The organism is Paenibacillus curdlanolyticus YK9, from assembly GCF_000179615.1.
Classification (GTDB): Bacteria; Bacillota; Bacilli; order Paenibacillales; family Paenibacillaceae; genus Paenibacillus_T; species Paenibacillus_T curdlanolyticus.
In genome coordinates, this window is record NZ_AEDD01000001.1 from 16,133 (window position 1) to 29,650 (window position 13,518).

At 50.5% G+C, this 13,518-nt stretch carries 11 protein-coding genes; 3 read left to right on the plus strand and 8 right to left on the minus strand.

What is annotated here, in order from left to right; translation table 11 throughout:
* Positions 1-100: 100 nt before the first annotated feature.
* The 6 genes from PAECUDRAFT_RS00095 to PAECUDRAFT_RS00120 form a co-directional block, all read right to left on the minus strand.
* Positions 101-1,210, minus strand: a complete 1,110-nt coding sequence (locus tag PAECUDRAFT_RS00095; RefSeq protein WP_006036037.1) for a GerAB/ArcD/ProY family transporter — start codon at positions 1,208-1,210, stop codon at positions 101-103.
* A gap of 27 nt (positions 1,211-1,237) precedes the next feature.
* Positions 1,238-2,446, minus strand: a complete 1,209-nt coding sequence (locus tag PAECUDRAFT_RS00100) for a Ger(x)C family spore germination protein (RefSeq protein ID WP_006036038.1) — start codon at positions 2,444-2,446, stop codon at positions 1,238-1,240.
* A gap of 23 nt (positions 2,447-2,469) precedes the next feature.
* On the minus strand, positions 2,470-3,990 hold the full coding sequence (locus PAECUDRAFT_RS00105; RefSeq protein ID WP_006036039.1) for a spore germination protein: 1,521 nt from the start codon (positions 3,988-3,990) through the stop codon (positions 2,470-2,472).
* A 135-nt stretch (positions 3,991-4,125) separates the two neighbouring features.
* Positions 4,126-4,413 carry a hypothetical protein gene (locus PAECUDRAFT_RS00110; protein WP_006036040.1) on the minus strand — a complete coding sequence of 96 codons (288 nt, stop codon included), beginning with the start codon at positions 4,411-4,413 and terminating at the stop codon, positions 4,126-4,128.
* A gap of 687 nt (positions 4,414-5,100) precedes the next feature.
* Positions 5,101-6,309 (minus strand): IS256 family transposase, encoded by a 1,209-nt coding sequence (locus PAECUDRAFT_RS00115; protein WP_006036041.1) that lies wholly within the window; start codon positions 6,307-6,309, stop codon positions 5,101-5,103.
* Positions 6,310-6,469: 160 nt separating this feature from the next.
* The gene (locus tag PAECUDRAFT_RS00120; RefSeq protein WP_006036042.1) at positions 6,470-7,297 is read right to left on the minus strand and encodes an arylamine N-acetyltransferase family protein; all 828 of its coding nucleotides are present in this window, start codon (positions 7,295-7,297) and stop codon (positions 6,470-6,472) included.
* 140 nt (positions 7,298-7,437) lie between these two features.
* Here PAECUDRAFT_RS00120 and PAECUDRAFT_RS00125 point away from each other — a divergent pair, with 140 nt between their 5' ends.
* Together PAECUDRAFT_RS00125 and PAECUDRAFT_RS00130 are read left to right on the plus strand one after the other, a co-directional pair.
* On the plus strand, positions 7,438-8,772 hold the full coding sequence (locus PAECUDRAFT_RS00125) for an aminotransferase-like domain-containing protein (protein WP_006036043.1): 1,335 nt from the start codon (positions 7,438-7,440) through the stop codon (positions 8,770-8,772).
* 80 nt (positions 8,773-8,852) lie between these two features.
* Positions 8,853-9,266 (plus strand): VOC family protein, encoded by a 414-nt coding sequence (locus PAECUDRAFT_RS00130; RefSeq protein ID WP_040711136.1) that lies wholly within the window; start codon positions 8,853-8,855, stop codon positions 9,264-9,266.
* An 85-nt stretch (positions 9,267-9,351) separates the two neighbouring features.
* On the opposite strand, the gene PAECUDRAFT_RS00135 is transcribed toward PAECUDRAFT_RS00130, so the two are convergent.
* Positions 9,352-10,206 (minus strand): AraC family transcriptional regulator, encoded by an 855-nt coding sequence (locus tag PAECUDRAFT_RS00135; RefSeq protein ID WP_006036045.1) that lies wholly within the window; start codon positions 10,204-10,206, stop codon positions 9,352-9,354.
* 146 nt (positions 10,207-10,352) lie between these two features.
* Between PAECUDRAFT_RS00135 and PAECUDRAFT_RS00140 the strand changes: the two genes are divergently transcribed.
* Positions 10,353-12,812: a beta-mannosidase gene (locus tag PAECUDRAFT_RS00140; protein WP_006036046.1), complete on the plus strand. Its 2,460-nt coding sequence runs from the start codon at positions 10,353-10,355 to the stop codon at positions 12,810-12,812.
* A gap of 83 nt (positions 12,813-12,895) precedes the next feature.
* Here the strand turns inward: PAECUDRAFT_RS00140 and PAECUDRAFT_RS00145 are convergent, their stop codons facing one another.
* Positions 12,896-13,396 carry a cysteine hydrolase family protein gene (locus PAECUDRAFT_RS00145; RefSeq protein ID WP_006036047.1) on the minus strand — a complete coding sequence of 167 codons (501 nt, stop codon included), beginning with the start codon at positions 13,394-13,396 and terminating at the stop codon, positions 12,896-12,898.
* Between the last annotated feature and the right edge of the window lie 122 nt (positions 13,397-13,518).

Sequence of the window (13,518 nt, forward strand, 5' to 3'; positions counted from 1 at the left end):
GAAACCATTATTCTGGCAGGGTTCGGATCCATTCCGATGCTGCTTGCGCTTTTTCGTTACGTACAGCGCCGACGTTTGCAGTAACTGGACGAATGGATGGCTATTGCCGTTCTGTATTTTTCTTAGCAAATTGTTTGCGCACAACGACCACGAGCAATAGCAGCAGAGGAATGCCGGCCGTCACAAACACTTGAAAATGACCAATGGAAAGCTGCCCTTCCCACAAATGCTCGTTCATGCTGCTTGCGATAAACATGGACAATAGAAGGATCACGATTCCAACTGGAAAAACGAGCGTTTTATGCGTTTGAAAACGAAACAAATCTGTCGCTCCGAGAACGGCTCCATAATAGAGCAGGGATACTTTAAAGAAATCAACGATAATTAATGTGAACAGCGCGACCGGATCTAAACGCTGCAGAAATTCGGCTATTTCGACTTTGCTGATCATAGTCAACAAAGCAAAGACGGAGCGGCCCGCAATATCTGCTCCAAGCACAGCGATGTCAATTGCAATCGTGTAGCTGAGCAGCAGGCCGGCTAGAAGGATTGCGAACAAGCCGATCCGGGTTTGGTTTTTCGGCTGACGGAGATAAGGAAATACCATGCAGATGCAAATGAGCTCGCCGAATGGAAAGATGATCGTGTCTGGATAGGCCGTAGCGAAAACAGGCTTCCAGCCGTACTCAAGGACGGGCTGAAGCTGATTCAAATCGATGATTCCGGAGCAATAGACTAGGAGGTTGCCTATAATCCCTAGACTGAAAATAATAACGATGAAGATTTCCCCAATGCGCGCTAAAACTTCGATGCCAAGGTATAAGACATAGCCGGCAGTAGCCACCATTATGACATTGAGCACGAGGAGCGGCGTTTGGTGATAAAAGGAAATGTGCAAAAGCTCGCCAGCATCACGCACATCACGGGAAGCATCATAAATAAAATAAAGGACGAACAGAAGGCCGATTGGCCATCCCACTGCCTTGCCGACGATCAGTCGGGCATATCGGGTCAAGAGAATGCCTGGATATTGGCGAGACAAATAACTGAATATCGTAAATAACACGCAGCCATGGGCGGTGCCAAGCAGAATGGCCAGCCAAGCATCCTTTTTGGCACTCAGGCCATAATTGATGGCGATGGATGTCCCGAATACGAAAAGCACGATCAGGGAAAACAATTGTTTGCCTGTCAGCTTGGCGTTTTCCATCTTGATCTCCCTCCTTCCGCAGTGGAGCTATTGTTCTGAGAATGCTGGCTTAATTCTCATGCCGGAATGGCGTATGAACGAATTGACAGTTACCGTTACGTCACTTTCGGCAAATAAATTTCCCCAATCCTTTTGGATCTTTTTCCATTGCTTCGGATGCTGGCGATTAAACGTTTCGCCGAGCCCGAAAATGTCGCTTTGCTCTTTCTGGGCGACCTGCACAGATCCGATGACCTCTTTTTTTACCAGCTCGCTCCACTCTTTCTCCAGCTTCGCGATTTCCTCAGGTTTTTTTAGATTGATGCTGCATTTGACTTCGTTCAAGCTGCCCTCTTGTTTGACTGAGATTTGAAAATACGGTTTCCCATTTCGAAATGCCGTTTTCACTTCCGTTTTGGCACGGAGGAGCTCGATCGCAATCGCCTTCTTTTCTGCTTTGCAAGGGAGCACATCGACGCTGCTTTTCATTTTGTTCTGCAGCAGGACGACGCCGCGCGCATCCTTGCCATCTAGCCAACGTGTCAGCTTTCCGTTTTTGAACAGAGCAATCCCGCTAATTCGGGATCGTACGATCGGTACGGCTTGTTCCACATTTTTTTTCTTGCTTCCTAGCGCTGTATTCCCGAGCAAACGAATCCCGTTGATGATGGGCTCCGATGCCGTGCTGCTGAGCGCCCGAATCACGTCATCGATTTGAATCTCCATTTGCTCCGATGTCAGCTTGGATGTGAATTTCAGTTTGCCGTTTAGCGCATTTGACGGAATGCGTTCGATGGGCGTGAGTGTAGAGAGCACGGCCTCGGCGCTGCTGCCTCTTGCGATCAAGACCCTGGAGGTAAGGCGGGTTTCGCTGAATCGCTCGAACATATCGAAAATGTCTTCGATTCCTTCGCGGGCCAATTGCTCTCCGATGACGATAATGCGCGTGTGCGAAAAAAACAACTGGCGCGGCATTAGGCCAGACGATTCGCGTATGGCTTCGAAGAGCGTGTCGCCGCTCCCCGCGTATACGGTTATAGGCGTCGTTCTGCCCCCGCCTGACTCTGTAATGCCAGCGGATATTTCGGATGGATTAATGACCTGGAACGAAACCCGGTAATGATTGTCCGTGGGCGCTTTATCAATTCCCATGGCGGAGACGATCGCGAGCTGAGGCATTTCGCGCACATCCCAGCAGCCAGGCAGCAACCCGATGCCAACGAGGAGTAGAAGGAACCTGACTAGACGCACGAACATGCGTGTTTCTCCTTTACGCAAGATCAATTTGGTTTGACGGCCGATGCTTTCCTTCCCGAACGAGCCTTCTTAGGTGCGCCTGAGCGAAACGGTGTAAAGGAAGACAAATAAGGAACGCCTATGGACCGAAGGCTGCTTAAGTGCGCCAGCATCACGATAAGGGTGATCACTATGCCATAGAAGCCTAAGGTGGCTGCCATAATCATAAATAACAGGCGAATCAAGCGAACCGCAATTGCCAGATTGTAAGCGGGCGTGGCAAAGCTCGCGATCCCTGTAATCGATACGACAATCAACATGGCCGTCGAGACGATCCCTGCTTGTACGGCAGCTTGGCCAAGCACCAATGCACCGACAATCGAGATGGCGGGCCCAAGCGCCCGGGGCATTCGAACCCCCGCTTCGCGCAGCACCTCGAAGCTTAACTCCATTAAGCTCGCTTCAACAAACGCCGGGAAGGGAATGCCTTCCCTCGCAGCGGCAGTATGAATGAGAAAGGTAGTCGGGATCATGTCCTGATGGAAGGTAATCGCGGCAATATAAAGGGACGGCAGCAATAAAGAAATAAAAAAGGTTATGTATCTTAGCGATCGTAAAAAAACACGAATATCCACACGATCGTAATAGTCCTCAGGCGTATAGAAAAATTGAGAGAAAACAGTAGGGACGATCAACGCAAACGGGGTCCCGTCTACGAGAACGGCCACTTTTCCGCTCAACAGATACATAGAGACCGCATCCGGGCGCTCTGTATTGTAGATCGTGGGAAAAATCGTTGCGGTTTGATCCTCCAGCCACTTTTCTAGGAAGCCCGATTCAAGCACGACCTCCATGTCGGCATCGAGCAGCCTGGTTTTGACTTCCTGAACAATCGACGGATCAGCTTTTCCTTGCATGTGGAGAATGCTGATATTCGTTTGGGTTGTTTTGCCGAGTTTGAAGGTTTCGATGATTAAATCAGGGTTTTTGATTCTGCGCCGAACAAGCGCAATATTCGTGATTAATGATTCATTAAAGCCGTCCTTTGGGCCGCGAATAGCCACTTGCGTGGAGGGCTCCGCAACGTCGCGCATCGCCCCTCCGACGGTGCAGCAGCTAATTGCTTGGTCACATCCGTCAACGAGGATCGCTGTTTTTCCCGATAGAATAGACATGATCAGTGAAGGCCAGTCGGCGATAAAGGACGCTTCACCAATCTTGAGCAGATGTTCATAAAGGAAGGTGAGCGAATCGTCTTGGCTTGGTCGGTCGGCATGGTTGGTCAGCCATTCCGCTGATTCATTCATGACGGAAGTCATAATGATCTCGTTGACCGTTTGCCTGTCCGTTAGCGTGCCAAAATAGATAGCTGCCGCATTCGAAGGAAGAGGAGCAGGCAGCTTGAATTTTCGCACGATCAGATCGGAAGAGGACCCCAGCTTATCCTGGATTCTATTCAGCATTGCATCCAAGCTTGCATCCAGACAGCTGTCTTCAAGATCAGCTGGATCATTTGTATTTCGTTGATCGGGATTGTTAGGTTTGGTTGGTATCCATGATGGCATATTGGAGATCCCTTCTTTGGCGAATCAATACATCAAGTTATAAGCAAACCGATTGTCTTTTATACGTATTCGCAAGGAACAGAACAAGCCCCAGCATGTGCACGGAAGTGCGCTGGGGCTTGTTTCAGTATGCGTTTACAGTTTGCCTTTGAGCGAGGACAGGTACTTGAGCACAACGCCGAGTGCACCGACGTAATACAGGACGGACACCAGCCAACCCGTTGTATCGAGCAGCGAGATGTCGGCGAGCAGCAGCAGAGGCAGGACGTAATACAGCATGTCTTTCAAATAGCCGAGCACCAATTCCGGAGAGAAGTCGCTAGCGCGAAGCGAGCGATAGAGGCTGACCAGAAAGTCAAGAGCCATAAAACCAAGCACGATCCACAGTGCGTACAGCATCCAGCCAGAAAGCAGCAATGCCATTATGAATCACCTCCTCATCCCAACCGTCATTGGTTGTATACGATATCATATGGGGGAGGACAACCGATTGAACTGGATGAAAATCCACTGCCATGTGCCTGATTCACGTGGGGAGGGCGGCCACGAGCGGGAATAGGGCACAGAAAAGTGCGCTATCCGCTCGCGGGCTGCGCTAGAGTGAGGATAGGGAATAAAAATGTTCCCTATCCGTACGTGGGCTGCGCCAGAGTGAGGATAGGGAACAAAAATGTTCCCTGTTCGCTCGCGGGCTGCGCCAGAGCGAGAATAGGGAACAAAAATGTTCCCTGTTCTCTCGCGGGCATTGCTAGAGCGAGGATAGGGAACAAAAATGTTCCATATCCGTACGTGGGCTGCGCCAGAGTGAGGATAGGGAATAAAAATGTTCCCTACCCGTACGTGGGCTGCGCCAGAGTGAGAATAGGGAATAAAAATGTTCCCTATCCGTACGTGGGCAGTGCTAGAGTGATGAAAGGGAACAAAAAAGTGCGCTATCCGCTCGCGGGCGGTGCCAGAGTGAGGATAGGGAACAGGAATGTTCCCTATCCGCTCGCAAGCTGCGCCAGAGCGAGAATAGGGAACAGAAATGTGCCCTATTCCCATGGAAGCAGCAAAAAGAGGGGCATCGCCCCTCTTAAACGTGACCAACAACTATTCCATTTGGTAGCGTCAAGAAGTTTGTGTAAGCTCTAGGTTGGGGTGATTCGCGGCGTATCGTTCCAGATACATTTGTTCAAGCTTCGCCTTCGTATCAACGTCGACAAATCCCCGTATCGCTCTACCGCACCATTTTTCGTTGTAGTCGAGTGCTTGCAAATAAATAATCTTTTCAGCAGCTTCAATATTGGTCAAGCTATTCATTGGCTTAAGTCGTTTGCGAAGCTCTTTGTTCATCCGTTCGATCGGGTTAGAGGTGTAGATGGCCGGCCACGTGAGTACAGGAAACTTATAAAAAGCGAGTAAGGTGGGGAGCTGTGCTTCCCACGACTTTACTTCTTTCGGGTATTGTTTGCTCCACTTGGCCTTGAAACCATCAAATACAGCTAAAGCGACATCCCCATCCACCGCAGTATAAACGAGCTTTAGATCGTCGAGAAACGCGGTCTTGTCGGATACGCGGATTTTAGGAAACGTGCTACGGACTTTGTGGACGATGCAGTGTTGCACATCGGCCTTTGGATAGATTTCTCTAAAGGCTTCTTCTAGTCCTGGAAGGCCATCGAAGACGCCAAGCAACTCGTCTGTTGCTCCGCGATTTTTCAGGTCTTTGAGGACCTCTCTCCAGCCATTTGCGCTCTCATGCCCGCCTACGTAAAAGCCGAGGATTTGGCGGATGCCTTTTTCGTCAATCCCCATAGCCAAATAAACCGCCTCACTGCTGACCGTGTTACGCTTCAGCTTCACATACAAACCATCTAGGTAGATCACAGAGTAACGCTTCTCGAGCGGACGTTGTTGCCACTGTTCAATGTCTTCCATAACGGTTTGCGTAATGTTGCTGATCGTCGTTGGCGAGTACTGGGAACCAAACATACTCTCGATGAATTTTGCGACTTCTCGCGTGCTCTTGCCGCCTTTGTACATGTGGATGATGGCCTCTTCTAACCATCCCTCGCGGCGCTGATACGGCTGGAACAGACGGGTCTTGAAGTAACCTTTCCGATCTCTGGGCACTTGCAAGTCATTAATGGTTCCATAGCGTGTTTGGTAAGTGCGCGTGTAGTTCCCGTTAAGGCTGGTACGAGGGCCTTGATGCTCCGTGCTAATGTAATGTTTAATTTCTTCACGAAGCAGCAGCTCGAGCTTCCCCTGCACCAGCAGTTTAGTTACAGCATTTTCAAGTAGATTGTTGAAAGAATTTTCGGGTATATTAGTCATCGAGTAGGGCTCCTTCTTGGTGCGTGTGGTAACCCCGAGAATACCCTACTTTTTTGCTGCCTGTTAAGGCTCCAAATGTTGGTACACAAACAACTTTACATCATCTTCCATTTCGATAGAATAGCGAATTTCTTCGCTAACAACCGTTTACCCGACCTTCTCATAAAGTGATAGAGCGCTCTGGTTGGTTGTTGATTGGTTCAGGACCAATCCCTCTTCCAAAATAACGATTCAGCAGTTCCGCGTACTGCTCGCCTTCGATCTCCTCCTTGCTCATAACGCCATCCGTCCAGACCGTAAGCGAGGTGCTCGTTAAGGTTACGCTGCCAGCTGGCGTCAATCTTGTAATGAGGGGAGCCTTGTTGAAGCGGGAATCGGGATGCTCCACCACAATCCGCTGGATTTCGTTGCTGTCCACGAGGCCGGTGATGGCTCGCTCAGAATCAAAGGTATAGCCGGTCCGCCAGTCCTCGTCCTTGTGCTTCAGCTTTACCTCAAACACATAATCGCCAAGCGCGTGCTCCGCTCGCCGAATCCGAAACTCGCCGTTCGCCGAAACGACCGTTTCGCCCGTTAGAGGAACAGGTTGCAACGGCAGGTTGCCGCCAAATCCCGAATCGATCAGATACGTCTGGCCTTCGTGGCGAAGCAAAATGCTAATATGCGTCCGACCATGCGTGTTGTATGCATTTTTCTCCGCATCAAAAACAACGCCGCGCGTCATCACAACATCGAGCCCATTATCAAGCAGGAACAGGTAGAGCAGCGAATTGATTTCGTAGCATAAGCCGCCTTCCCGATTCAGGAGCACTTTGGTGACGAGATATTGCTCGGTTACAGCGGTTATGCTGCCATCCATGATGCATAGGTTCTCAAAGGGGATCGCCACCGCCATCAAGGCAAGCGCTTCAGGCAATCGCTCGAACGTTAGCGCGTTCTGATCCGCGTATCCGATTCTGTCGCGAAATAATTGATTTAGTTCACTCATCCAACATACCTCCATCTTCCATCGTTTCGTTAGCTCTATCGTAAATCGAAAGAAGAAACGCCACCATCCCCGATTCATGCAACTGTATCGATACAGTTCGACAGTTGGTTTATAATAGGGAAAGAAGAGGGGGAGCTACGATGAAAAAATATGCAGCCATCCTTACCGATATGGAGCAGAAGCTTAGCGAAGGGCATTATCGTCCTGGCGCGAAGCTGCCATCCGTTCGAAGCGCCGCGCAAGCCTATGGCTGCAGCACGAGCACGATTATTCGTGCATACGGCGAGCTGGAGAAGCGTCACGCGATCTATTCGATTGCGCAGAGCGGCTATTATGCGGTTGATCGCGCGGGAGCCGATTCGCAGCAGGGAGAGAGTGCCCAGATTGATTTGTCCTCGGCATCGCCGGATTTGAATGTTTTTCCGTATCTCGATTTTCAGCATTGCTTAAACAAAGCGATTGACACCTATAAATACCATTTGTTCACCTACGGCGATTCGCTTGGGCTAGACAGGCTGCGCCAGACGCTGGCCTCGCATCTGGCGGGGGATCAGGTTTTTGCGAATCCGGAGCGGATCGTGGTCACGTCCGGCGCGCAGCAGGCGCTTGAGATTTTGGCCAAAATGCCATTCCCGAACGGCAAGAAGACGGTTCTGGTGGAACAGCCGAGCTACAAAATTTATTTGCGGTACCTGGAGGCGGAGGGAATTCCGGTAAGAGGAATTGCGCGTGGGACGGAGGGCGTTGACCTTAGAGAGCTGGAGGAGCGGTTCGAGCATGGCGATATCAAATTTTTTTATACGATGTCGCGGTACCATAACCCGCTCGGCACAACAACAAGCGTCGAAGAGCGGAAGGCCATTGCTGCATTGGCAAGCAAATATAATGTTTACATCGTCGAGGATGACTACATGGCGGACTTGGGCGAGGAGCGTAGCTTCGAGCCGATCTATGCGTATAACCGAACTTCGCATGTCGTGTATATTAAGAGCTTCTCGAAAATCATATTTCCAGGCTTGAGGCTTGGAGCGGCTGTTCTGCCGGAGCCATTGATGGAGACCTTTGGTTCGTTCAAAAGGTATGCGGACACGTCACTATTGTCGCAAGCGGCGCTTGAAATTTATATTAAGAACGGGATGTATGAGCGTCATAAAAGCAAAATTTATAACCAATACGCAGCTCGAATGCGTGCTTTGCAGGAGGCGTTGAAGCGGCATAATGAAGCGGGGCTGATTACGATTGCTGGCACGAGCTCAGGCATCTATGTCCAGTTTAAACTGCCCCAAACCGTCAATCTGGACCGGCTGACGAAGCGGTTAGAGAAACGGAATATTATCGTTGTAACGAGCCAAGGCTGTTATCTGTCTGATTACAGGGAGCGGGAGAAGTTTTTGCGTATTAGCATTTCCCGGGTAATGCTGGAGCAGATCGAGGACGGGGTGAAAGCGATTATCGAGGAAGTGAAGCGCAGCTGAGTTGCTCGAACCATTCGCGTGCGATAGACTTATCCATGTAACTAGCCAGATCCAACTTAACCCAAAGGACGTGGATGATGATGGCAAAGCTGACCCCTTATTTTTATTCCGAGGATGCACGCGCGCAAGCGCAGTTTTATATCGATGCGTTGGGCGGCGAGATCGTCGACCTGATGACGTATGGGCAAGCGCCGGGCACGGATGAGGCGTTGAAGGACCGTATTATTCATATGGTGTTCCTGGCTGCTGGCGTGAAGTTTTACATCGCAGATTCACAGCATGAGCCGCCGGGCCGCAGCAGCGGTTTCGACATGAGCCTAGAATTCAAGACGGACGAGGAAGCGCAGCAAGCGTTCGCTAGCCTATCCGCAGGCGGGAATGTCATCATGCCGTTGGAGAAGCAATTTTGGGGAACCTTGTTCGGACGGCTGGAGGACAAGTTCGGCATCAAGTGGCAGGTAAGCACGGAAGCGCAGATGCCGCCGCAAAGTTAACGTATGAACGGTGCCGCTTAAGCGGCAAGCATAAAGAACCCGCGAATCGAATTCGCGGGTTTTTCTGTGTCATTTGAATGACGTGTTACGGTCTGCCTACCGCTGAACGCATTTTACGATAGTCGAGCGGCGTCATGTGGAAGGCGCGCTTGAACAAGTGATGAAAGTGGCTGAGATTGTTGAAGCCCGCCGTAAAGGCGATGTCCGTGATGCTGAGCGAAGACGTCACGAGCAGGTTTTTGGCGTAGCCGAGCTTCAGCTGATTAATATACGAGATAGGGGTCGTATGCAGCCATTCCTTGAACACGCGATTGATGTGTCCGGCGCTGCGTCCAGCTAATGCATAGAGACGAGGCAGCCCTGCGATAAAATGCTCCTCTCGCTGCATCTGGATGAGCAGCGTCTCCAGCCAGTCCGGCATCCGCTCCTCGTGCGCGATCGTTTGGCTGTAGAAATATCGAACGAGCAAGTCGGTGAGCAGTCCGCGCAGCTGCATCTCCTGCACTTTGCCGTCGAGCGACATGGCTCGAATCCGATCCAGCCGATGAATCAGCTCCTCCTTGTCCAATAAGGCAAGATGAGCCGTTGGAGGCGAGCCGGGCTGCAGCAGCCGACTGCTGTCGAAGGGTTCGCCAAGAAAGCCGAAAACGGCGTCCATGCCGCTCTGCGTATAACAGATGTTAATGAAAGCGCAGTCCGATTCGCCATCGTAATCATAGGCATGACGGTCATCTGGCCGGATGAAGACGAGCGTGCCTTCGGTTAATGGCTCGCGCTGGCCATTTACAAGATGAATGGCAGAGCCGGTTGTGATGAGGAACAGCTCGTAAAAGTCATGCGTATGGAGCGGCGAAGCGTAAGCCAGCGAGCTGACTGTGAAGAAATGAGACTCAACGCCGGGGCCAAGATGAGCTTCGGCTGTATATTTTATTAAACCCATGGACATGCACCTCTCGATAATTCAGCGATAATGTCAAAATACCACATAAATGATGTTTCGAAAATACAAGTATTGACGGGGGGATGTCGTTAAAATGAGGTTAATCAACACGTGAATTATACAATAATGAAGTGAGGGATATAAAGATGATGACGTTGGACTTATGCGGCCCTTGGCAGATGCGAAAGCTGGGGGAGCAGAAATGGATTCAAGCGACCGTGCCGGGCTCGGTTTATTTTGATTTGTTAAACGCAGGACGGATGGAGGACCCCTATTACCGTGCTAACGATCTTGAGGCAATCGAGCTGTCGGAATTTGATTATGAATATCGACGAACGTTCGAGCTGGGTGAGGCGATCGTTAGCCAAGACCGTGTTCTGTTGCGATTTGAAGGGTTGGATACGCTTACGGAAATCGAATTAAACGGCAAAGCGATCGCGCACACCGACAATATGCACCGGACTTACGAGTTTGATGTGAAAGGCTTGGTACAGTCTGGTGCAAACGAGCTGCGAGTCCTATTTCGCTCGCCATTGGCGTTCATCCGGGAGAAGCAGCAAGCCAATCCGATCTGGGGAGCGAATGGCGTAGAGGGCTTCCCTCATCTTCGCAAAGCCCACTATATGTTTGGCTGGGATTGGGGACCTGCGCTTCCGGATATGGGGATTTGGCGTGCGGTTTCCATTGTTGGCATGTCCGAGGCTCGCTTGGATGAGGTGTACGTGACCCAGCAGCATGAAGAGGATTTGGTTCAGCTCGATGTTCGGATCGGACTGGACAATTGGTCGGGCGACCTGCTGACCGTAGAGCTAGCGCTGCATGCGCCGAACGGGGACACGCTTGTGGAACGGACGATGATGGCAAGCGCAGTCGAGCATGTGCCGCTGACAGTCCACTATCCGGAGATTTGGTGGCCGAACGGCTTCGGCGAGCAGCCGCTGTATGCGTTTGAGGTCGTCGTAAAGGATGGAAGCGGGACGGAGCTCGATCGCAAGGACTTGCGGATTGGGCTTCGGACGATTACCGTTACGCAGCAGGCTGATCAGTGGGGGAGATCGTTCTCGTTCTGCGTGAATGGCTACGACATATTCGCGATGGGCGGCAACTACATTCCAGAGGACAATATGATTGCACGCGGAAGTCGGGAGCGGACCGAGCGGTTAATTCAGGATTGCGTCGCTGCAAATTTCAACTGCATCCGGGTATGGGGCGGCGGTTATTATGCCGATGATCATTTCTACGATTTGTGTGACGAATACGGACTGATCGTCTGGCAGGATCTGATGTATGCTTGCGCGGTATATGATTTCACCGATGAATTCCGAGCGAACATAACGGAGGAAACGATTCAAAATATGAAGCGGATTCGCCATCACGCCTCGCTTGGCATGTGGTGCGGGAACAACGAGATGGAATGGGCTTGGGTGGATTGGGATTTGAACCAGAGCTTGAAGCTCAAAGCCGATTACATTAAGCAGTTCGAGGTTGTGCTGCCGGAGATTGCGAAGCAAGTCGATCCGAATACGTTTTACTGGCTCGCTTCTCCGTCGTCGATGGGCAGTTTCGATCAGCCGAACAGTGAAAATTACGGCGATATGCATGATTGGAGCATTTGGCACGGGCGCAAGCCGTTCACCGATTTCCGCAATCGCTATCCGCGATTCATGTCCGAGTTCGGCCTGCAGTCCTTCCCGAGCATGAAGACGATCGACACGTTCGCGCTTCCGGAGGATCGCAACATTTTCTCCTATGTCATGGAGGATCATCAGAAGCACCCGGACGGCTTGGCGCCGATGGTGCATTATATCTCGCAGTATTTTAAGCTTCCGAGCGGCTTCGAGCAATTTCCTTACGTGTCGCAGTTGATTCAAGCGGAAGGCGTTCGCTACGGCGTCGAGCATTGGCGCCGCAATCGCGGACGCTGCATGGGGGCGACCTATTGGCAATTGAATGATTCTTGGCCGGTTGCGTCATGGGCGAGCATCGATTATTACGGCAGATGGAAAGCGCTCCACTATGCGGCTAAACGGTTTTTCGCGCCTGTTCTCGTCTCTGCGTTCGAAGAGGGCGCAGCCGCCGAGCTTCATGTGAGCAATGAACAGCTGGGCAGCGTGGACGGAACGCTGGCCTGGTCGCTTCGCGATCGCCAATCGGCCATTGTCGCAAGCGGAGAAGTGAAGGTGAATGCCAAGGCGCTGTCATCGGCATCCATCGTTTCGCTTGATTTGACGGCATATCTGGATACGCTGGAAAAGAAGCGCAGCCATTACTTGGCATACGCGCTCATTGCCGACGGGGAGACGGTCAGCTCGAATGCGACGATTTTCGTGCCGGCGAAGCATTTTGAGCTGCTTCCGGCAACGTTGACTAGCATAGTCGAGGACCGAGGGGAAACGTTCGAGATTCAACTGCGCGCAAGCGCGTTTGCTATGTTCGTTGAGCTGGAGCTGAGCGAGGCGGACGGGGTGTTCAGCGATAATTACTTCCATTTGTCCGCGGGAGAGGTCCGGCTTGTTACGCTCGCCAAATCCTCGCTGTCGCAACCGCTAACGAAGGAGCAGGTAGAGCAGCAGCTTCACATGAGGAGCTTGGTCGATAGTTATTGAGTAAGAATTAATTGATGGATGGAGACGACCGTCACTTTATCGTGATGGTCGTTTTATATGTGGAGCTCATAGTAAGATTCATCTCATATGAATTCTAAATATCTATGATTCCAAATGTTTTCATAAAAATTTATCGTTTCTTGCGCGGACATAAATGAATTGTTTAATGTGGAGGTTGCGTGTTTTACCATAAAGTTCTCGTAACCTAGTCCATGAGCGAATTTAATTGTCGCATCCATGCAGTATTCCGTTTGCGCACCGCAAAATTCTATACGTTGTACGTTTAGGTGATCTAATATTTCTTTTAAATTTGTTTTGTAAAAAGAGTTTGCATGTAATTTATTTACTAAAAAATCTTGGGCTTGAACATCAAGTTCAGCATGAATCGCCCAATCGCGTTCGCCAGGCACGAGATCCTCATCGCCGTGTTGAACAAAAATAATAGGTTTTTGCAGCTTTCTATACAAGGAGATTCTTTCATTTGCTTTCGCAAGCAATTGTTCTAATCCAAACAGATGCTCTTTGTTGTAACAAACCCCATTCTGTAGATCGATGACGATTAATACATCTGCACGTATTCCCATGATGTCCACCTCGAAGTATGGTTTAACTTTTAAATTGTTATTATATCATTCTTTACGGCGATCCTTACGTTAACAAAAATAGGAATAACGAAAGCTGGCGAGATTTTCCCGACAGCCGAAGC